Origin of the sequence: Kocuria sp. UCD-OTCP, assembly GCF_000349605.1 — a bacterium.
Classification (GTDB): domain Bacteria; phylum Actinomycetota; class Actinomycetes; order Actinomycetales; family Micrococcaceae; genus Kocuria; species Kocuria rosea.
This window is the reverse complement of record NZ_AOSQ01000002.1, coordinates 182,981-202,992: the sequence shown is the minus strand read 5'-3', so window position 1 is coordinate 202,992 and position 20,012 is coordinate 182,981. Positions and strand designations below refer to the sequence as shown.

Annotated in this window: 21 protein-coding genes; 16 read left to right on the top strand and 5 right to left on the bottom strand. The window is 74.6% G+C overall.

What is annotated here, in order from left to right; genetic code table 11:
- The first annotated feature begins 137 nt into the window (after positions 1 to 137).
- Genes narH through H488_RS21390 form a run of 4 tightly spaced genes read left to right on the top strand, consistent with a single transcriptional unit; the run spans position 138 to position 4,734 of the window.
- On the top strand, positions 138 to 1,916 hold the full coding sequence (gene narH, locus H488_RS21405) for a nitrate reductase subunit beta (protein ID WP_043738398.1): 1,779 nt from the start codon (positions 138 to 140) through the stop codon (positions 1,914 to 1,916).
- Entirely contained in the window at positions 1,913 to 2,605 is a 693-nt protein-coding gene (narJ, locus tag H488_RS21400) for a nitrate reductase molybdenum cofactor assembly chaperone (protein ID WP_017832128.1), read from the top strand. Before narH ends, narJ begins: the two co-directional genes overlap by 4 nt.
- Positions 2,602 to 3,462, top strand: coding sequence for a respiratory nitrate reductase subunit gamma (narI, locus tag H488_RS21395; protein ID WP_017832127.1), 861 nt, complete (start codon positions 2,602 to 2,604; stop codon positions 3,460 to 3,462). The genes narJ and narI overlap by 4 nt, the downstream gene beginning before the upstream one ends.
- A gap of 24 nt (positions 3,463 to 3,486) precedes the next feature.
- Positions 3,487 to 4,734: an MFS transporter gene (locus H488_RS21390; protein ID WP_017832126.1), complete on the top strand. Its 1,248-nt coding sequence runs from the start codon at positions 3,487 to 3,489 to the stop codon at positions 4,732 to 4,734.
- A 95-nt stretch (positions 4,735 to 4,829) separates the two neighbouring features.
- Here H488_RS21390 and H488_RS21385 read toward each other — a convergent pair whose 3' ends face one another.
- Positions 4,830 to 5,297, bottom strand: a complete 468-nt coding sequence (locus H488_RS21385) for a pyridoxamine 5'-phosphate oxidase family protein (protein ID WP_017832125.1) — start codon at positions 5,295 to 5,297, stop codon at positions 4,830 to 4,832.
- An 82-nt stretch (positions 5,298 to 5,379) separates the two neighbouring features.
- Positions 5,380 to 6,588 carry a globin domain-containing protein gene (locus H488_RS21380; RefSeq protein ID WP_017832124.1) on the bottom strand — a complete coding sequence of 403 codons (1,209 nt, stop codon included), beginning with the start codon at positions 6,586 to 6,588 and terminating at the stop codon, positions 5,380 to 5,382.
- A gap of 169 nt (positions 6,589 to 6,757) precedes the next feature.
- On the opposite strand from H488_RS21380, the gene moaC reads away from it, so the two are divergent.
- The 8 genes from moaC (at position 6,758) to H488_RS21340 (ending at position 13,227) form a co-directional block, all read left to right on the top strand.
- Entirely contained in the window at positions 6,758 to 7,255 is a 498-nt protein-coding gene (gene moaC / locus H488_RS21375) for a cyclic pyranopterin monophosphate synthase MoaC (protein WP_017832123.1), read from the top strand.
- The gene (locus H488_RS21370; RefSeq protein ID WP_017832122.1) at positions 7,252 to 7,791 is read left to right on the top strand and encodes a MogA/MoaB family molybdenum cofactor biosynthesis protein; all 540 of its coding nucleotides are present in this window, start codon (positions 7,252 to 7,254) and stop codon (positions 7,789 to 7,791) included. Before moaC ends, H488_RS21370 begins: the two co-directional genes overlap by 4 nt.
- Entirely contained in the window at positions 7,788 to 8,240 is a 453-nt protein-coding gene (locus tag H488_RS21365; protein WP_017832121.1) for a molybdenum cofactor biosynthesis protein MoaE, read from the top strand. Before H488_RS21370 ends, H488_RS21365 begins: the two co-directional genes overlap by 4 nt.
- Positions 8,241 to 8,245: 5 nt before the next feature.
- A complete protein-coding gene (gene moeB / locus H488_RS21360) occupies positions 8,246 to 9,418 on the top strand; it encodes a molybdopterin-synthase adenylyltransferase MoeB (RefSeq protein ID WP_017832120.1) in 1,173 nt (390 codons plus the stop codon).
- 120 nt (positions 9,419 to 9,538) lie between these two features.
- Positions 9,539 to 10,600 carry an acyl-CoA dehydrogenase family protein gene (locus tag H488_RS21355; RefSeq protein WP_017832119.1) on the top strand — a complete coding sequence of 354 codons (1,062 nt, stop codon included), beginning with the start codon at positions 9,539 to 9,541 and terminating at the stop codon, positions 10,598 to 10,600.
- On the top strand, positions 10,597 to 11,955 hold the full coding sequence (locus H488_RS21350) for a PIG-L family deacetylase (protein WP_237740404.1): 1,359 nt from the start codon (positions 10,597 to 10,599) through the stop codon (positions 11,953 to 11,955). Before H488_RS21355 ends, H488_RS21350 begins: the two co-directional genes overlap by 4 nt.
- Positions 11,949 to 12,662 (top strand): glycosyltransferase, encoded by a 714-nt coding sequence (locus H488_RS21345; RefSeq protein ID WP_017832117.1) that lies wholly within the window; start codon positions 11,949 to 11,951, stop codon positions 12,660 to 12,662. Before H488_RS21350 ends, H488_RS21345 begins: the two co-directional genes overlap by 7 nt.
- A gap of 106 nt (positions 12,663 to 12,768) precedes the next feature.
- Positions 12,769 to 13,227 (top strand): SRPBCC family protein, encoded by a 459-nt coding sequence (locus tag H488_RS21340; RefSeq protein ID WP_017832116.1) that lies wholly within the window; start codon positions 12,769 to 12,771, stop codon positions 13,225 to 13,227.
- A gap of 68 nt (positions 13,228 to 13,295) precedes the next feature.
- Here the strand turns inward: H488_RS21340 and H488_RS21335 are convergent, their stop codons facing one another.
- The gene (locus tag H488_RS21335; protein ID WP_017832115.1) at positions 13,296 to 13,715 is read right to left on the bottom strand and encodes a VOC family protein; all 420 of its coding nucleotides are present in this window, start codon (positions 13,713 to 13,715) and stop codon (positions 13,296 to 13,298) included.
- 162 nt (positions 13,716 to 13,877) lie between these two features.
- Between H488_RS21335 and H488_RS21330 the strand changes: the two genes are divergently transcribed.
- Positions 13,878 to 14,807 (top strand): NADP-dependent oxidoreductase, encoded by a 930-nt coding sequence (locus H488_RS21330; RefSeq protein ID WP_017832114.1) that lies wholly within the window; start codon positions 13,878 to 13,880, stop codon positions 14,805 to 14,807.
- A 24-nt stretch (positions 14,808 to 14,831) separates the two neighbouring features.
- On the opposite strand, the gene H488_RS21325 is transcribed toward H488_RS21330, so the two are convergent.
- Positions 14,832 to 15,503: a hypothetical protein gene (locus H488_RS21325; RefSeq protein ID WP_237740403.1), complete on the bottom strand. Its 672-nt coding sequence runs from the start codon at positions 15,501 to 15,503 to the stop codon at positions 14,832 to 14,834.
- A 173-nt stretch (positions 15,504 to 15,676) separates the two neighbouring features.
- Here H488_RS21325 and H488_RS21320 point away from each other — a divergent pair, with 173 nt between their 5' ends.
- A complete protein-coding gene (locus H488_RS21320) occupies positions 15,677 to 16,486 on the top strand; it encodes an SDR family oxidoreductase (RefSeq protein ID WP_017832112.1) in 810 nt (269 codons plus the stop codon).
- Positions 16,487 to 16,552: 66 nt separating this feature from the next.
- Here the strand turns inward: H488_RS21320 and H488_RS21315 are convergent, their stop codons facing one another.
- Entirely contained in the window at positions 16,553 to 17,287 is a 735-nt protein-coding gene (locus H488_RS21315) for a GAF and ANTAR domain-containing protein (RefSeq protein WP_017832111.1), read from the bottom strand.
- Between the two features lie 226 nt (positions 17,288 to 17,513).
- On the opposite strand from H488_RS21315, the gene H488_RS21310 reads away from it, so the two are divergent.
- Together H488_RS21310 and H488_RS21305 are read left to right on the top strand one after the other, a co-directional pair.
- Positions 17,514 to 18,797: a glycosyltransferase 87 family protein gene (locus H488_RS21310; protein ID WP_017832110.1), complete on the top strand. Its 1,284-nt coding sequence runs from the start codon at positions 17,514 to 17,516 to the stop codon at positions 18,795 to 18,797.
- The gene (locus H488_RS21305) at positions 18,790 to 20,004 is read left to right on the top strand and encodes an MFS transporter (RefSeq protein WP_017832109.1); all 1,215 of its coding nucleotides are present in this window, start codon (positions 18,790 to 18,792) and stop codon (positions 20,002 to 20,004) included. The genes H488_RS21310 and H488_RS21305 overlap by 8 nt, the downstream gene beginning before the upstream one ends.
- Positions 20,005 to 20,012: the final 8 nt, after the last annotated feature.

Here is a 20,012-nt window from a genome sequence, read left to right as displayed (position 1 = left end):
CGCATCCTCGTCAAACCCACCCACATGATCGGCGGCTACGCGCAGCTGTCCTGGGCCTTCAACTACCTCGGGCCCACCGGCAACCAGCGCGACATCGTCTCCGTGGTCCGCAAGCGCTCCCAGGAGGTCCAGTACTGATGCGAGTCATGGCCCAGGTCGCCATGGTGATGGCCCTCGACAAGTGCATCGGGTGCCACACCTGTTCGGTGACGTGCAAGCAGGCGTGGACGAACCGCGCCGGCACGGAGTACGTGTGGTTCAACAACGTGGAGACCCGTCCCGGGCAGGGCTATCCCCGCCGGTACGAGGACCAGGAGAAGTGGAAGGGCGGCTGGGAGCTCAACCGCCGCGGCAACCTCAAGCTNAACAACGTGGAGACCCGTCCCGGGCAGGGCTATCCCCGCCGGTACGAGGACCAGGAGAAGTGGAAGGGCGGCTGGGAGCTCAACCGCCGCGGCAACCTCAAGCTGAAGTCGGGCGGGCGCTGGGCGAAGCTCGCGGGCCTGTTCGCCAGCCCCGTCCAGCCGGAGCTCGACGACTACTACGAGCCGTGGACCTACGACTACGAGACCCTCACCAACGCCCCCGCCGGCACCGACTTCCCCGTGGCCCGCCCCAAGTCCCTGATCACGGGGAAGGACACCAAGATCGAGTGGTCCGCCAACTGGGACGACAACCTCGGCGGCGTCACCGAGGCCGGCCACCTGGACCCGATCGTGGAGAAGGTGCGCCGCGAGTCCGAGGACAGGATCAAGTTCGAGTTCGAGCAGACGTTCGCGTTCTACCTCCCGCGCATCTGCGAGCACTGCCTGAACCCGTCCTGCATGGCCTCCTGTCCCTCCGGCGCGATCTACAAGCGCACCGAGGACGGGATCGTGCTGGTGGACCAGGACCGCTGCCGCGGCTGGCGGCAGTGCGTCACCGGCTGCCCGTACAAGAAGATCTACTACAACCACAAGTCCGGCAAGGCCGAGAAGTGCACGTTCTGCTATCCCCGGATCGAGGTGGGCATCCCCACGGTCTGCGCGGAGACGTGCGTCGGCCGGCTGCGCTACATCGGCATCTTCCTGTACGACGCGGACCGGGTCACCGAGGCCGCCGCGACCCCGGACGAGCGGGACCTCTACGAGGCCCAGCTGGACCTGATGCTCGACCCGCACGACCCGGGGGTGGTCGCCGCGGCCCGCGCCGAGGGCGTCCCGGAGGACTGGCTCGACGCCGCGCGCCGGTCCCCCGTCTACACCCTGGCCAAGGAGCTGCGGGTGGCGCTGCCGCTGCACCCGGAGTACCGGACGATGCCGATGGTCTGGTACGTCCCGCCGCTGTCCCCGGTGGTGGACCTGCTCAAGGACCAGGGGCACGACGGCGAAGACGCGGGCAACCTGTTCGGCGCCATCGACTCGCTGCGCATCCCGGTGGAGTACCTCGCCGAGCTGTTCACGGCCGGGGACACGCAGATCGTCACGGACGTGCTGCGCAAGCTCGCGGCCATGCGCTCCTACATGCGGGACATCGCCCTCGGGGACGCCCCGGACGAGTCGATCGCCGAGGGCGTCGGGATGACCGGCTCCGAGATCCAGAAGATGTACCGGCTCATGGCCATCGCCAAGTACGACGAGCGCTACGTCATCCCCTCCGCCCATCTGGAGGACGCCCACAACCTCGAGGAGATCGGCTGCTCCCTCGACGTGGACGGAGGGCCCGGGATGGGCCAGACCGGCGTCTTCGGCGAGGCCTCCGGGCGCCCCACGCCCGTGGCCGTGGAGAACTTCAACGCCCTGCGGGCGCGACAGACCGGCGAGTCCGCCACCTCGGAGCAGCAGATGGCCGGGCGCGTGAACCTGCTCAACTGGGACGGCCGAGGGGCGCCCGCGGGGCTGTTCCCGCCGCGCTCCGAGGACGGGGACCGGCCGTGAGCCTGCTGGAGAGGCTGCTGGGCAAGGCCGGCAGGGGAACTCTCGACCCCGGGCGCTGCACGGACCGGCACCCGCGGCGCAGCGCGGTGGCCCGGCAGGCCGCCGCCGTGCTGCTCGGCTATCCCGACCACGAGCTCCTGGTCATGCTGCCCGTCCTGCGGGAAGCCCTCGAGGAGGTGGGCGCGCCCGTGCCCGAGGACCTCCTTGACTGGCTGCGCGCCCGCCCGCTCGAACAGGTGCAGGCCGACTACGTCCAGGAGTTCGACCTCTCCCGGCGGCACAGCCTGCACCTGACCTACTGGACCGACGGGGACACCCGGCGGCGGGGCGAGGCGCTCGCCGCCTTCAAGGAGGTCTACCGCTCCCACGGCGCGCAGCTGGACGGGGCCGAGCTGCCGGACTACCTGCCGCTCGTGCTCGAGTTCGCCGCGAAGGTCTCCCCTGAGGACGGCTACGAGCTGCTCCAGCGCTACCGGCCGTCCCTCGAGCTGCTGCGGCTGGCGCTGCGCGACGACGGCCTGCCGTACCACGGCGTCGTCGCCCTCGTGTGCTCCACCCTGCCCGGGGTCTCCCCGGAGGACCGGGACGCCGCCCTGCGGATGGCCGGCTACGGTCCGCCCACGGAGTCCGTGGGCCTCGACCCGTACGACCCCCGGCTGCTGCCCGTCACCGAAAGGAACAGCGCATGACCGCCACCGCCGCGAGCCTGCTCGCGCCCGGGACCTCCCTCCCCCTCGAGGCGGCGGCCCCGGCCGCCGCCTCCGTGGGGGTCGGCGACATCCTGCTCTGGGGCGTGCTGCCCTACGTCGTGCTGGCGGTCGTGATCGGCGGCACCGTCTGGCGGTACCGGTACGACCAGTTCGGGTGGACCACCCGGTCCTCGCAGCTCTACGAGTCCCGCATCCTGCGCATCGCCTCCCCGCTGTTCCACTTCGGCATCCTCGCCGTGCTCGCGGGCCACGTCATGGGTCTGATCATCCCGAAGACTTGGACCGAGGCCGTGGGGGTCACCGAGGGGATGTACCACTTCCTGGCCCTGAGCATCGGGCTCGTGGCCGGCGTGGGCACGCTGCTCGGGATCATCATGCTCATCTGGCGCCGGCGCACCACCGGACCCGTGTTCATGGCGACCACCAAGAACGACAAGTTCATGTACGTCATGCTCGTGGCCGCGCTGCTCACGGGGCTGGGCACCACCCTCATCTCGGTGTTCGACCACTCCGTGCCCGACTACCGCCAGACGGTCTCCCCGTGGTTCCGCTCGATCTGGATCCTGCAGCCGGACGTCGCCGCGATGACGGCCGCCGGGATCTCCTTCAAGGTGCACGCCCTGTGGGCCATGGGGCTCTTCGCCGTCTGGCCGTTCACCCGCCTGGTGCACGCGTTCACCGCCCCCGTGCACTACCTGTTCCGGCCGTACATCGTCTACCGCTCCCGGGACCACCGGTCCACCGGGTCCGTGCCGGTGCGCCGCGGCTGGGACCCCGTCGGGACCCAGGACCGGGACAGGAGCGCCCACCGCAACCGCGCCGGCACCCGCCGCTGACCAGCCCCATCTGCGAGGACCGCCATGTCATCTTCGTCGTCGTCCGCCGCCTCCCCGGGCACCGCGGCCCCGGACCTGCGCTCCGGCCAGCTGCGGAACCTGCTCCTCGCCACGCTGGCGTCCACCGCGGGCTTCTGGGCCTGGACCATCGTGGGCCCGCTGTCCAGGCGCTACGCGGAGCAGATGGAGCTCAGCTCCTCGCAGACCGCGCTGCTCGTGGCGATGCCGATCTTCGTCGGCTCCATCGCCCGGGTGCCCGTCGGCGCCCTGACGGACCGCTTCGGCGGGCGGGTGATGTTCACGGCGATCCTCGCCCTGACCGCCCCGCTGGTGCTGCTCACCGCCCTCGTGGGCCAGCTGGGCAGCTTCGGGCTCCTGCTGGTGGTCGCGTTCTTCCTCGGCATCGCCGGCACGGTCTTCGCCATCGGCATCCCGTTCTGCTCCGCGTGGTACGAGTCCCACCGCAAGGGCTTCGCCACCGGCGTGTTCGGCGCGGGCATGGCCGGCACCGCGGTCTCCGCGTTCGTCACCCCGCGCCTGGTCGCGGGCATCGGGTACCTGGGCGCCCACGCGGTCATCGCCGCGATCGTCGCGGCCATGGCCGTGGTCTGCTGGCTCGGGCTGCGCGAGTCCCCGGTCCGCGCCGGCGCCGTGCCGCAGCCGGTGCTGCCCCGGATCAGGCACGCCTTCACCCTGCGGGTGACCTGGCAGCTGTGCTTCCTCTACGGCGTGGTCTTCGGCGCGTTCGTGGCGTTCTCCAACTACCTGCCCACCTACCTGAACACCGTCTACGGCTTCGACGCCACCGCGGCCGGGACCCGCACCGCCGGCTTCGCCCTCGCCGCGGTGGTCGCCCGCCCGGTCGGCGGGATCCTCGCCGACCGCCTCGGCCCGAAGATCGTCACGATCACCTCGCTCGTCGGCACGGCGGTCCTCGCGATGGTCGTGGCGCTGCAGCCGATCCAGGAGGTGGCCTACGGCGCCACGTTCCTGGCCATGGCGGTGTTCCTCGGCCTGGGCACCGGCGGCGTGTTCGGGTGGGTGGGACGCGCCGCCCCGGCGAAGGACGTGGGCACGATCGGCGGAATCATCGCGGCCGCCGGCGGCCTGGGCGGCTACTTCCCGCCGCTCGTGATGGGCGCCACCTACGACGCCGAGAACAACAGCTACTTCGTGGGGCTGACCCTGCTGGCCGTGTTCGCGGTGGCCGCCCTGGTGCTCACCTTCACCGTGCGCAACGGGGGCAAGGACGACGAGCGGGCCCGGACCTGACCGCCGTCCGGGCGCCGGACGCGCGGCCCGGACCGCAGCCGGCGGTCAGCTCGGGAGCGGGGCGGCCCGGCGGAGGAGCACGTCCCTGCGCAGGCTCACTCGTCGGGGGAGCGCCGCACCCCCGACAGCGGGGTGCGCCACACCTCCGGGTCCGCGACCGGGAACCGGCGGCCGGTCACGAGGGACGGCACGACCCGGACGAAGATGCCCTTGCGCCCCGCCTGCCACGGGAACAGCGGGAGGTCGAGGGTGTCCGTGAGCTCCTGGACCTGCTGGATGCGCTCGGCGCGGCCCTTGACCACCACGCTCCACGCCTTCCCGGCGGGCTCGTCGTACCCGTCGATCTCCACCGCCACGGGGACGTCGGTGAGGGCCCCGGCGACCTTCGTCCCCTCGGCCGAGCGGAAGACGAGGGTCCCGTGGTCCACCACGAAGTTGATCGGGAAGATGTCCGGGTGGTCCTCCACCCACACGGCGAGGCGGCCGACGCCCGCGTCCCGGAGCAGGTCCCAGCAGCTGTTGACCGCCAGCTCCTCCACGTGGTTGCCGTGCGTGTCCGTCATCGTGTCCTCCGTCGTCGTCGTCCGGCCCTCGGGCCGTGTCCTGGTCCTGCCCCGGTCGTTCTCCCGGGGCCTGCACGGCCGGTCACTCGAAGTCGGCGAGCCAGAGGTCCGGGCCGAACACCTCGTACTGGATGTCCCGGGGCGGGACTCCGCGGGCGACGAGCGCGCTGCGCACGGCCTGCATGAAGGGGAGCGGCCCGCACAGGTAGTACTGCGCGTCGTGCGGCAGCTCCACGGCGCGCAGGTCCATGAACCCCTCGTAATCGTTCTCGGCGCGCTCGCCGGCCGCCCGCGGCTGCTCGAACCAGGCCTTCAGGGAGCCGTCCTCCAGGGCGGCGAGGTCCTCCTCGATCTGCCCGCGCAGCGCGAACGTCTCCGGGGAGGCGTCCGCGTGCAGGAACTGCACGGTGCGCTGGGAGCCGTCCTTCACCAGGTGCGAGAGCATGCCCGCCATCGGCGTGACGCCGATGCCCGCGCTGGCCAGCACCAGCGGCCGGTCCGAGTACTCCAGGACCACGTCGCCGGAGGGCACCGAGAGCACCACCTCGTCCCCCACCTGCACCGTCTCGTGCAGGAGGGTGGACATCTCGCCGGCCGGCGTGCCGTTGCCGCGCACCCGCTTCACCGCGAAGCGCCGGTGCTGTCCGTCGTCGGCGCGGGTCAGGCTGTACTGCCGGGGCTGCAGCACGCCGTCGGGCATCTCCATCCTGAGGGTCACGTACTGGCCGGGCAGGGACCGCTTCACCTCCCGCTCGTCGACGCGCTCCACCACGAAGGTCGTGACGTCCTCGGTCTCCGGGATCTTCTCGACCACCCGCCAGGTCCGCCAGACGGTCTCGGGGGAGAGCCGGACCGCCTCGTAGAGGCCGCGCTCCTGGTTGATGAGCACGTTGGCCATCAGCCAGTAGACCTCGTCCCAGGCCGCGGCGACCTCCGGGGTCACGGCGTCGCCGAGGACGTCCACGATGGCCCACATGAGGTTGTCGTGCACGATCTGGTACTGGTCCGGGTGCAGCCCCAGGGACACGTGCTTGTGCGCGATGCGGGACAGCAGGTGGTCCGGGAGCTCGGTCGGCTTGTTCACCAGGTAGCCGGCGAAGGCGGCCACGGACCCGGCCAGCGCCTGCTGCTGCCGGCCGTCCGCCTGGTTGCCGCGGTTGAACAGCCCGTCCAGCAGCTCGGGGTGCTCGCCGAACATGTGCGCGTAGAAGCGCCGGGCGATCTCCTGGATGTTCTCCCCGACCACGGGCAGCGTGGCCTTGACGACGGGGTACGAGGTGTCTGACAGCACGGTGGCTCCTTCCGAGTGCCGGCGGCGTCGACGGCGCTCTGGTCGCGTTCCGTCAAGCTAGCACCGCGCCCCGGCACGGGACCAGACATGACGCGGCGGTGCGCGGCACGGGGTGGGCCAGAATGGGAGGGACGCACCATCCGGGAGAGCCGAAGGGGACCGAACCGACATGACCGAGCAGCAGCAGAGCCTCACGCACGTCCGGGCGGACGGGTCCGCGCACATGGTGGACGTCTCCGACAAGGCCGTGACCACCCGCGAGGCCACCGCGACGGCCACGCTGCGCACCCGCCCCGACGTCGTCGAGCAGGTCTTCGCCGCGGACCTCCCCAAGGGGGACGCCCTGCCGGTGGCCCGGGTGGCCGGCATCATGGCGGCCAAGCGGACCCCGGAGCTCGTCCCGCTGTGCCACCCGCTGCCGATCAGCAAGGTGACCGTGGACTTCGAGCGGCTGGCGGACGGCGTGCGGATCACCGCGACGGTGCGCACGCGCGGGGTGACCGGCGTGGAGATGGAGGCGCTGACCGCGGCCTCGGTGGCCGCCCTGACCCTCTACGACATGATCAAGGCCGTGGACAAGCTGGCCGAGATCGACCGGGTCAGGGTGCTCGCGAAGTCCGGCGGCAAGTCCGGGGACTGGGCGCGGACCGACGGGGACGCCGCATGAGGAGCGCCGCCGTCATCGTCGCCTCCACCCGCGCCGCCGCCGGGGTCTACCAGGACCGGAGCGGGCGGATCGCCGCCGACTGGTTCGGCTCCCACGGCTTCGAGGTCGAAGGTCCGTTCGTGGTGGCCGACGGCGAGGACGTGCGCGCCGAGCTGGAGCGGCTGCTCGTGACCCGGGCCCCCGCGGACCGCCCCCGGGTGGTCGTCACCAGCGGCGGGACCGGCCTCGGCCCGGACGACCTCACCCCCGAGATGACCCTGCCCTTCCTCGACCGCGAGCTGCCCGGCATCATGGAGGCACTGTGGGCGGAGGGCCGGAGGACCACCCCGCTGGCGGTGCTCAGCCGCGGGCACGCCGGGGTCAGCGGCGCCACCTTCGTGGTCAACCTGCCCGGCTCCACCGGCGGGGTCTGGGACGGGCTGAAGGTCCTCGAGCCGATCCTCGACCACGTCTGCGACCAGCTCGAGGGCCACCGCGACCGCGGGCACGACGGCCCCCGCCACGACCCCCGACCGCACGAGGAGACCGACCGATGAGCACACCCGGACCGATCCAGGCGGAGACCGCCGTGGTCGGCGCCTTCGTCACCGAGGAGCCCCTGGACCACGCCCGGGCCGTCGAGGCCGTGCAGGACGAGCGCACCGGCGCCGTGGTCTCCTTCAGCGGTGTCATCCGCGACCACGACGGCGGCCGCTCCGTCACCAGCCTCGACTACACCTGCCACCCCGGCGCGGACCGGGCCGTCCAGGACGTGGCCCGCCGGGTCGCCGAGGAGTTCCCCGGGGTGCGGATCTGGGCCGCCCACCGGGTCGGCCACCTGCGCGTGGGGGACTCCGCCCTGGAGGCCGCCGTGGCCGCCGCCCACCGCAAGCTCGCCTTCGCCGCCTGCGACGCGCTCGTGGACCGGATCAAGACCGAGGTGCCCATCTGGAAGGAGCAGCGGTTCACGGACGGCTCCACCGAGTGGGTCGGACTGGACGCCTGAGCGCCGTGGACCTCTCCCCGCTCGTCGAGCCGGCCGCGGAGCTCACCGACGCCGAGCTGCGCCGCTACGCCCGCCACCTGACCGTCCCCGAGATCGGCGAGGAGGGCCAGCGGCGGCTCAAGAACGCCCGGGTGCTGTGCGTGGGCGCGGGCGGCCTCGGCTCCCCGGCCCTGCTCTACCTCGCCGCCGCGGGCGTCGGGACCCTCGGTGTCGTCGACGACGACGACGTGGACGCCTCCAACCTGCAGCGCCAGGTGATCCACGGCGAGGGGACCCTCGGGGCGCCCAAGACCGCCTCGGCCGCCGCGCGGATCGCCGACCTCAACCCGCTGGTGCGCGTCGTGGAGCACCGCCAGCGGCTCACCGCGGAGAGTGCGGAGGAGGTCCTCGCCGGGTACGACCTCGTCCTGGACGGCACGGACAACTTCGAGACCCGCTACCTCGTCTCCGACGCGTGCGAGCTGGCCGGTGTCCCGCACGTGTGGGGCTCGATCCTGCGCTTCGACGGCCAGTACTCGGTGTTCTGGGGCGCGCACGGGCCCACCTACCGCGACCTCTACCCCGTGCCCCCGGCGCCGGGCACGGTGCCCAGCTGCGCCGAGGCCGGGGTGCTCGGCGTGCTGCCGGGACTGCTGGGCACCGCCATGGCGGTCGAGGCCGTCAAGCTGGTCACCGGGATCGGCACCACGATGCTCGGCCGGGTCGCCACCTACGACGCCCTCTCGGCGCGCTGGTGGGAGATCCCGCTGGTGCCCACGCCGGGCCGCGCGCCCGTGACCACCCTGGCGTCGGCCGGCGACAGCGCCCCCGCCCGCCCGGCGCCCGGCCCGCAGCCGGGAGGCGTCCCCACCGTGACGGCCCCCGAGCTCGCGGAGCTGCTGGCGGCACGGGAGCGCGGCGCCGCGGACTTCGAGCTCGTCGACGTCCGGGAGCCCTACGAGGCCCGGCTCGCGGCGATCCCCGGGGCACGGCTGCTCCCGCTGGACCAGTTCGAGTCCGGGGAGGCCCTCGCCCGGATCGCCCCGGGCCGCCGGGTGCTGCTGCACTGCAAGGCCGGGGCGCGCTCCGAACGGGCCCTGCACCTCCTGCGCGCCGCGGGCCGCACCGACGTCGCGCACCTCGAGGGCGGGGTGCTGGCGTGGATCGAGCAGGTGGACCCGTCCCAGCAGGCCTACTGACCCGGTCCGCCGAGGCCCGCTCGCGGGTCCTCGCCGGAGCGCTGCGGAGGGGGGCGCGAGCGGGCCCGGCGGGCAGGACGTAGGCTGATCGTCTCCCTGCCGCCGACCGATGGACACCGCATGCCCCCGCCGCACCCCCGACCCGCCGCCGGCCCCGGACGCGCCGAGGAGGCCGCGGCGGCCCTGCGCGCCGGCACCCCGGGCGCCCTGGACCGGGCCCTGGGCGTGGCCCGGGCGCTCGGCGAGGAGCTCCCCCTGCCCGGCGCCGGCCGCACCGGACAGCTGTGGCGGCGGCTCGCCGAGCTCGCCCGGCTCGACCTGTCCCTCGCCCGCGTGGTCGAGCCGCACCTGGACGCCCTCGCGATCCTGCACCAGGCGGGACTCGAGGAGCTCGCCGATCCGCCCGCCGCCTGGGGCGTCTGGGCCGCCGAGGCCCCCGGTCACGAGCTCGTGGCCCGCCACGGGACCGGCGGGTGGGAGCTCACGGGAACCAAGGCGTGGTGCTCGCTCGCCGCGCACCTCGACCGGGCCGTGGTCACCGCGAGCACCGGCGGAGGCCGCCGCCGGGCCTTCGCCGTGGACCTCGCCCACCCCGGGGTCGTCCCCGGGAGCACCGAGGACTGGCGGCCGGCCGGGCTGCGGGACGTGCCGACCGGCGCCGTGCGGTGCACGGCGGTGCCGGCCGTGCCGGTCGGCGAGGACGGGTGGTACCTGGAGCGCCCCGGCTTCGCCTGGGGCGGGATCGGCGTGGCCGCGTGCTGGTACGGCGGCGCGGCCGGGGTGGCCGACGTCCTGTGGGGAGACGCCGTGCGGCGCCGGGCCCCGGACGTGCGGCCGCTGGACCAGGTGGGGCACGCGGCGCTCGGCGTCGTCGACACCCTCCTGCACTCCGCCCGCACGGCCCTGCGCTCGGCGGCGGAGCAGGTCGACGCCGGCCGGGCCGGCGGGGAGCGCGGCGCGGTCCTGGCCCTGCGCACCCGCCGCGTCGTCGCCCGGACGGCGGAGGCCGTGACCGCGGAGGTCTCGGCCGCCACCGGGCCGGGCCCGCTCACCGGCGCGCCCGAGCACGTCCGCCGGGTGAGCGCCCTGCAGGTGTACGTCCGGCAGGAGCACGCGCAGCGGGACGCCGCGGCACTGGGCCGGGCCCTGCTCGAGGGCGCGGCGGGGGACCGCCCGTGGTGACGTTCGACCACCGGGACCCCGGCACCCCCGAGGCGGTGTGGGCGCGGGCGCCGCGCCTGCACGCCGCGCGCCCGCTCGAGCTCGACGGGATCGACCGCCTCGTGGTCCTCGCCGCCCACCCGGACGACGAGAGCCTCGGCGCGGGCGGCCTGATCTCCCTCGCGGCCCGGGCGGGCGCCCGGGTGCGGGTGGTCGTGGCGACCCTGGGCGAGCAGTCGCACCCGCGCTCGCCGACCCGGACCGCCGCCGACCTCGCCCGCGTGCGCCGGGCCGAGGCCGCCGCCGCCACGGACCGGCTCGCCGACGGCGTGGTCCCCGAGCTCCTGGGGCTGCCCGACGGGACCCTGGCGGCGGCAGGGGAGGCGCTGCGCGGCCCCGTGGCCGAGGCCGCTGCGTGGGCCGCCGCGGGGCGGCGTGGCGTGCTGGCCGCCCCGTGGGGCGACGACGGGCACGTCGACCACGAGGTGCTGGGCCGGGCCGCCCGGGCGGCCGCCTCCGTCCACGGCGTCGAGTGCCTCGAGTACCCCGTCTGGCTGTGGCACTGGGGCGGGCCCGACGACCTGCCCCCGCACGGGATCCGGGTCCTCGCCCTGGACGCCCCCGCGCGCGCGGCCAAGGAGCAGGCCCTGGCCGCGCACGCCTCGCAGGTCCTGCCGCTGTCCCCGGCCCCGGGCGACGAGGCCCTCCTGGGCCCCCACGTGCTGGCCCGGTTCCGCCGCCCGGCCGAGCACTTCTTCGTGCTCCCGCCCGCAGGGCAGGCCCCGGACGCCGCCGCCGTGTTCGACGACGTCCACCGCGGCGCCGAGGACCCCTGGGACGTCGACTCCTCCTGGTACGAGCGGCGCAAGCGCGCCGTGACCCTCGCCGCGCTGCCGCGCCCCCGGTACCGCCGGGTCCTGGAGGCGGGGTGCTCCCTCGGCGCCCTCACCGCCGAGCTCGCGGACCGGGCGGAGTCCGTGCTGGCCGTGGACGCGAGCGGGGTGGCGGTCGAGCGCGCCCGGCAGCGGCTGGCGGAGCTCCCCGGCGTGCAGGTGGAGCGGCGCCGGCTGCCCGGGCAGTGGCCGCCCGGGCGGTTCGACCTCGTGGTGGTCTCCGAGACCGGCTACTTCCTCGACGCCGCGCAGCTGGGCGGGCTCCTCGACCGCGTGGCCGGGTCCCTCGAGCCGGACGGCCACCTCCTGCTGTGCCACTGGCGCCACCCGATCGAGGGCTGGCCCCTCGACGGGGCCGACGTGCACGCCGCCGTGCACGCGGACGCCCGCTTCGGTCCCCTGCTGCGCCACACGGAGCGCGACTTCCTGCTGGAGGTCTTCGAGCCCGTGGGGCCGCGGACCGCCGGCGCGGGCACGTGCTGACCGGGGTGGAGCGGGTGGTCGTGGTGGTGCCGGTCCGGAACGAGGAGCGGCTGCTCGGCCGGTGCCTGGCCACGGTGCAGCACGCCGCCGACCGGGTGCGGGCGGCCCGGCCCCCGGTGCGGGTGGACGTCGTCGTGGCCCTGGACCGCTGCACCGACGGCAGCGCCCGGATCGCCGCGGCGGCGGGGGTGGACGCCGTCGCCGGGTCCTGGGGCACCGCGGGGGCGGCCCGGGCCGCCGCGGTGGCCGCCGCGGGAGCCGCCGGGGCGCGCACCTGGATCGTGTCGACCGACGCCGACAGCGCGGTGCCCGCGCACTGGCTCACCGGCCACCTGGACGCGGCCGGGCGCGGGGCGGAGCTGCTCCTGGGCACCGTGGAGCCCGACCCCGGGGACCTGGCCGCGGGTCTCCTGGCGCGCTGGCACGCCCGGCACCGGCTGGAGGAGGGGCACCCCCACGTGCACGCGGCGAACCTGGGCGTGCGCGCCGACGTGTACGCCGCGTGCGGCGGCTTCCCGCCCCTGCCGCACGGCGAGGACGTCGTGCTGGCGGAGGCGGCGCGGGCGCGCGGGCACCGGGTGCTCGCCACGGACCGGGTGCGGGTGCTGACCTCGGGCCGGAGCACCGGCCGGGTCGACCGGGGCTTCGCCGGCTATCTGCGGGCGCTGGCGGGGGAGCCGCAGGGCCTCGGCGCGGGGCAGGGCTGAGCGCACGGGCCGGACCCGGCTACGCGGGGAGCGGACAGCCCTGGCCAGGGACCGGCCCCGTCTGCCTACGGTGGGGCCGTACCGTTGCCGACGAGAGGAACCACCCGTGTCCGAGAACAGCCTGTCCGCCAGCCGCGTCATCGACGCCCCCGCCGACGCCATCTTCGACGTCCTCAGCCTGCCCTCGCGCCACCGGCAGATCGACGGCTCCGGCACGGTCGTCTCCGGCGACGACCAGCGCATCCAGAAGGTCGGCCAGGTGTTCGTGATGAACATGAACGGCGAGCACATGGGCGGCGACTACGTCATGGAGAACACCGTCTCCGGCTACGACGAGAACAAGCTCCTCGCCTGGAAGCCCAAGCCGCAGGGCGCCGAGCTGGAGGGCTGGGAGTGGATCTGGGAGCTCGAGCCCCAGGGCCCCGGCGCCACGCTGGTCACCGAGACCTACTCGTGGGAGCACGCGACCCCGGAGGCCAAGAAGGCCGTGTCCTTCCCGCTCTTCGAGGAGGGCGCCCTGGAGCACTCCCTCGAGCGGCTCGCGGCGGCCGTCTCCGAGAAGTGAGCACCTGAGCCGCCGAGACGGGACGGAGCCCGGTCACCCGTGGTGACCGGGCTCCGCCGTGCCCGCGGTCACCGCCGGCGGGCGGCGCGGACGGAGGCCGCCGCGGGATCGACCCACAGGATCTCCCACTGGTGGCCGTCGGGGTCCCGGAAGCAGCGCGAGCGCAGGAAGCCGTAGTCCTGGGCGTCGCCCTCTGTCCCGCCGGCGCGGACGGCGCGGTCGACGATGACGTCGATCTCGTCCGGGGAGTCGACGCTGAGCGCGTTGACCACGGAGGCGTCGGCCGGGGTGCCGGGGGTCCCGGGCCCCACCAGGCGCAGGTGGCGGTCCTCGCTCAGGACCATGACGTGCTCGTCCTCGCTGATCTCGACGGTCCCGGCGCCGGTGCCCTCGAACGCGGGGTGCAGCCGCCAGCCGAGACAGGAGTAGAACCGTTTCGATCGCTCCAGGTCCGAGACGGGAAGGGTGATGAAGTCTGTCGGTGCCATGGTGCTCCCCTTCGTGGTGCGGCGGGACCCGCCCTCAGCATGGCCCCGGACCGGCGGGGCCGCAACGGTGTGACGGGATCCTCGCCCGCATGTCAGGACGGCATCGGAACGGCATCGGTGCGGAGCCGGAATGGGTGCGGGCGCCCCGGGGTTGGAACGGGCATGCGAGTCATCGGAGTCGAGACGTTCGGAGGGCCCGAGGTCCTCGCCGTCCACGAGGTGCCGGACCCCCACCCCGGCCCCGGAGAGGTGCGGATCCGGGTCAGGGCGGCCGCCGTCAGCCCCACGGACACCCTGCTGCGCGCGGGCGGTCAGCCCGTGGAGCACCTGCGGCCGCCGTACGTGCCGGGGATGGACGCGGCCGGGGTCGTCGACGAGGTGGGGGAGGGCAGCGCCTGGCGGGTGGGGGACGCGGTCATGGCCATCGCCCTGCCGCGCGGGGAGCACGGGGGCGCCTACGCGGAGCTCCTGGTCGCCCCCGACGACTCGATCGCCCGCCTCCCGGCGGACACGGACTTCGCCACGGCCGCCACGCTGCCCATGAACGGGCTCACGGCCCTGCAGGTCCTCGAGGTGCTGGACCTCCAGCCCGAGCAGACCCTGGCCGTCACCGGGGCCGCCGGGACCCTCGGCAACTACGTGGTGGAGCTCGCCAAGCACGAGGGCCTCACCGTGATCGCGGACGCCGCGGAGCAGGATCTGGAGCTCGTCGACAGTCTCGGCGCCGACCACGTGGTGGCGCGCGGGGACGACGTCGCCGAGCGGATCCGGGAGTTCTTCCCCGACGGGGTCGACGCCCTCGTGGACGCCGCCGTGCTGAGCGAGAAGGCGGCCCCTGCCGTCCGGGACGGCGGAGGGTTCGCGACCGTGCGGCACTGGACGGGGGACCCGGGCCGGGGGATCACCGTGCACCGGATCAGCGTGCCCCAGGAGTACCACTCGGGCGCGAAGCTGGACCGGCTGCGCCGGTACGTGGAGGAGGGGGTGCTCTCCCTGCGCGTGGCCGCCGTCCTGCCCGCCGCGGACGCCGCCGAGGCGCACCGCCGGCTCGAGGCCGGGGGCGTGCGGGGGCGGCTCGTCCTCGAGTTCTGACCCGCCCCGGTCCCGGAAGCGGTCCTAGAAGTGCGAGCGGTACTGGTGGTCGATGCCGGCCTGGTCCACCTTCCGGTGGAAGCGCATCCCGGCCAGGCCGCCGAGGACCGCCGCGAGCAGCGGGATCAGGACGGCGACCACCAGGGCGATGATGCCGCCCGTGGTCAGGGCGCCCTCGCCGATGGGGATGCGGGGAAAGCTGTTGAGCTCGCGCAGCACGTTGAACTGCTCGCCCGCCACCGCGCCCAGGACCGCCAGGACGATCGCGATGAGGACCGCCCACACCCACACGGCGACCCCCTGCTTGGCGCCGTCGAACCGGGCCATCCGCCCGGCCACGTAGCCCCCGGCGAAGTAGGCGACGAAGAGGACCAGGGCCAGGGCGATGCCGCTGACGAGGCCCACGGTGCCGGCGTCCTGCGCCACCTGCTCCGCGATCTCGCCCGGGTCCGAGCTGGTCGCCACCCCCACGCCCGCGCCGATCGCACCGAGCAGGGCGGTGAGCAGCACGGCGATGCCCGTGGCGGTCATCCAGCCGAAGAACGCGGAGCCGAACTTCACGCCCCCGAACTCCCGCTTCTCCGCGGCGACCACCTCCTGCCGCCGCCCCCGCGGGGTGGAGGCGCCCGGCCGGTCCTTCCCGGGCTCCCGGGGATCCTCCGGGACGGTCGATCCTGACGGGTCCTGGTGTGCCATGACGCTCTCCTCGTCTCCGACCATCAGCTTGCTCAAGAGCTTCCTCTCCTCGGTCGCGGTCCGCAACGGCTCCGGCCGGGGGGTGTGCGCCGCGTCACCGCCGGGAATAGGCTGATGCCCCCGGGCCGTCCCGCACGGCGGTCCGCGCTCTGCACGGAGGGAAGGCGACGACCATGGAGCACGCTCCCGACTTCGAACCCCGCACGGCCGTGGTGACCGGCTCCGATTCCGGCATCGGGCGTGCGACCGCCGTGGCGCTCGCGGCGGCCGGCATGGACGTGGGGATCACCTGGCACCGGGACGAGGAGGGCGCCGAGCGGACGGCGGAGGAGGTCCGGTCCTACGACCGCCGGGCCGTGGTGGCGCGGCTGGACACCACGGAGCTGGAGCGCTGCGGCGCCGTCGTCGACGGCCTCGTGGAGGGCCTGGGCGGCCTGGACGTGTTCGTGCACAACTCGGGCACGGGGGCGAACGTCCCGTTCCTGGAGACGTCCCTGGGCACGTGGCGCAAGGTGCTCGCCACCGATCTCGACGGCGCGTTCGTGTGCCTCCAGGCGGCGGCGCGGCATCTGGTGGCCGCCGGGCGGGGCGGGCGGCTGATCGCCGTCACGAGCGTCCACGAGCACGTGCCCCGGGTCGGCTCGAGCGCCTACGACGCCGCCAAGCACGGCCTCGGAGGACTCGTGAAGACCATCGCGCTCGAGCTGGGGGAGCACGGGATCACCGCGAACTCGGTGGCCCCGGGGGAGATCGCCACCCCCATGACGGGGCAGGAGGACGAGAACCCGAGGGCCGCCCACCGTCCCGGCGTGCCGCTGGGCCGGCCCGGGGACGCCCGCGAGGTCGCCGCGGTCATCGCGTTCCTCGCGTCCCCGGCCTCCGCCTACGTCACCGGGGCGTCCTGGGTCGTCGACGGCGGCATGGTGCAGATGGGACCGCAGGCGGGCTCGCACCTGACGAGCGACGAGTGGCGGAAGGGGTAGCCGCTCCCGCACGCACGCGGCCCCGGTCCCTCCGCGGGAGCGGAGCAGTGCCCGCCGGAGGGGCCCTCAGCGGTCGAAGTGGGTGGTGGCCGGGCCCTGTCCGACGGTCGCGACCAGCTCCGCGGCCAGGTCGCGCAGCTTGACGTTGCGGTGGCTGGAGGCGGACCGGAGGATGTCGAAGGCCTGCTCCTGGGTGCAGCGGTTCTGGCCCATGACGATGCCCACGGCGAGATCGATGGTGGTGCGCGAGGCCATGGCCGCCTTCAGGTCCGCCTCGGCGTCCCGGTGCTTCTCCATCCGCACGGCCAGGCGCAGCGCGCTGGAGGCGGAGGCCACCTCGCGCTGGATGACCTCGATCGTCGCCCGGTCGAACTTGTGCGGACGGTCGGCGTAGACGTCCAGGGCCGCCGAGGCCTCGCCGGCGAGGTCCAGGGGCACCCCCAGGGCGGAGAGGATGCCGTGGGCGGCGGCGGCCCGGCCGTACTCGGGCCACCGGGGATCGGAACGGGTGTCCGGGACGTGGACCAGCCGGTTCTCGCGGGACGCCGTGAGGCACGGCCCGTCACCGTAGTGGTACTGGATCTCGTCCAGGGCCTCGGCCGCGGGGCTCGAGGAGGCCACGGTGGAGGACCGCTTCGGCCGGAGCAGGGTGACCGCGCACCACACCTCGTCCCCGTCGGTGGACAGGGCCTGAGCGATGCGGCCCGAGAGGGCGTCGAGGAAGGACGCGATGTCCTCGCTCTCGAGCAGCAGCTCGTGCGGGGACGCCCCCGCCGGGCCGCCCGTCTGGTGCTCCGTCATGGTTCTCCTCCGGTGCTCGCGGCAGGCACGCGGTCCCGGTTGCCCGGGGGCCGTGCCGTCGCGGTGTCTCCGACGTGTCAGGGTCCATCATGCCGTGTTCCCGGGCGGTCGGTCCCGGCCCCGGGCCGACCGGGACGGGAGACGGGGCCGGGCGGGCTTAGAGTGGGGGCCGCAACCTCCGCCTGCGTCCGCTCCGGCACGCACCGACCCGAGAACTGAGGCCCTGGTGAGCGTTCCGTCCGCCGCCGTCGCGTCCCGCACCGGACGCTCGACGGCGCTGACCGGCCTGGTGTGGCTGCTGCTGGCGGGCGTGCTGGTGCGGTCCGTGTGGCTGGTCCTCGACAGCAGCATCGACCTGGACGTCTACCGGCTCGGCGGGATGGCCTTGGTGGACCGGCACGGCTTCGACGACGAGCTCTACGGCCCCGGGCTCAGCCCGGACGGCGACGGCGGGCTGCCGTTCACCTACCCGCCGTTCGCGGCGCTGCTGTTCGTGCCGCTCGCCTTCCTCCCCGAGCGGCTCACCGAGCTCGCCCTGGGGCTCGCCTCGATCGGCGTCGCCGCGGTCCTCTCGGCCGTGCTCCTGCGCCGGGCGGCCGCCCGCGGCCGGCCGCTGCCCCTGCAGGCCCTGCTGGGCCCCGCCACCGCCGTGGCCGCCGGCACCGCCGTGCTGCTGTGGTCGGGGCCGTGGATGCGCAACGTGGGTCTCGGGCAGATCAACGCGCTGCTCATGGCCCTGGTGCTCTACGACCTGCTGCGCACCCGCGACGACACCCTGCTGGGCCGGATCCCGCGCGGGTTCTGGATCGGCCTGGCCGCCGGCATCAAGCTGACCCCCCTCGCGTTCGGGCTGGTGTTCCTCGTGCGCGGACAGCTGCGGCCGATCCTCACGATGGGCCTCACCTTCGCCGCGACCGTGCTGATCGGGTTCCTGGCGCTGCCGCGGGACGCGGTCGTGTTCTGGACCGAGGCCGTGCTCAGCGACGAGCGCGTCGGCGACACCGCGTACGTCGACAACACCTCGCTGCAGGGGGTGCTCCTCCACCTCGGCGTCCCCGGGGAGCCGGAGCCCCTGCTGCGCGGGGTCCTGCTCCTCGCCGCGGTCGTGGGCGTCGCCCTGCTGATCCGGGTCCTCGCCGCCCGGGGGATGATCCTCTCCGTGGTGGCGGTCAACGCCCTCCTCATGCTCTACCTGTCCCCGGTCACCTGGTCCCACCACCACGTGTGGTGGGGGCTCGTGTGCACGGCGCTGTGGGTCGAGGCGTGGCCGGCGTTCCTCCGGGACGGTCCGCGCCGGCTCGCCCTGGTGCTGGGCGGGGTCGCGCTGGTGGGCCTGTACGTCGGGCCGATCCGCTGGGACGCGTGGCTGAGGCCGGTGGGGGTCCCCGGGCCGGCGATCGACGCCGTGGCCGCGCTGCCCTATCTCGCCCTGTTCCTGCTCCTGGGCCTGTGGGTGGTCACCGGGCTGCGGGCCGGGGCCCGGGAGATGCGCGGGGCCGGTCGTGGCTGAGCCCGGCGGCTGGACCGGCTACGACCGCGGCAGCCGGGGCTACCGCCGGGTGCTGCTGGCGCTGCTGTGTGCCGGCGTGGCGACGTTCGCCCAGCTCTACTCCGTGCAGGGCGTGCTGCCCCTCCTGGCCGCGGACCTCGGGATCGACGCCGCGCGGGCCTCCCTGGGCGTCTCCGCCGCGACCTTCGGCCTCGCCGTGGGCGTCCTGCCGTGGTCCGTGGTCTCCGACCGGTGGGGCCGGCTGCGGACCATGGTCATGGCCGTCGTCTCCGCCACGGTCCTGGGGCTCGTCATGCCCCTGGCGCCGAGCTTCGAGGCCGTGGTGGCGCTGCGCTTCGCGGAGGGCATCGCCCTGGGCGGGATCCCCGCCGTGGCCATGGCCTACCTCGCGGAGGAGCTCGACCGCCGGCACGCCGCCGTGGCCGCCGGCACCTACGTGGCGGGCACCAGCCTGGGCGGCCTCGCCGGGCGCATCATCGCCGCACCCGTGGGCGACGCGTTCGGCTGGCGGACCGGCACGATCACCGTGAGCGTGCTCGCCGCGCTCGCCGCCGTGGTCTTCGTCCTCATCGCCCCGCGCCAGCGCGGGTTCGTGCGCCAGACCGTCCGGCTCACCGGGCCGGCCGGGCTGCTCGGGCGGCTGGGGGCGAATCTGGCGGACCGCGGTCTGCTGGTGCTCTACCTGCAGGGCTTTCTGCTCATGGGCGGGTTCGTGGCGATCTACAACTACCTGGGCTTCCACCTCGGCGAGGAGCCGTTCGGGGTGTCCCAGACCGTGGTGAGCCTCCTGTTCCTCGCCTACCTCTCGGGCACCTGGTCCTCCGGGACGGCCGGCCGGATCGCGGCGGCCCACGGGCGCCGGGTGGTCCTCGCGAGCAGCGGGACCGTGATGCTCGCCGGGCTGCTGGCCACGCTGGTCCCGTCGATCCCCGTGATCGTCGTGGGGCTGCTGCTGTTCACCGCGGGCTTCTTCGCCGCGCACGCCGTGGCGTCCGGGTGGGTCCCGGTGCGCTCCCGCACCGGCAAGGCGCAGGCCTCGTCCCTCTACACGCTCTTCTACTACGCGGGCTCGTCCGTGCTGGGCACGGCCGGCGGGGTCTTCTACACGGTCACCGGCTGGGCCGGGGCCGTCGGCTTCGTGGCGGCCCTCGTGGTCCTCGCCGTGCTGCTGGTGCTCCTGGTCCTCCGGGAGCCCGAGCCGGCCTGAGCGCTCCG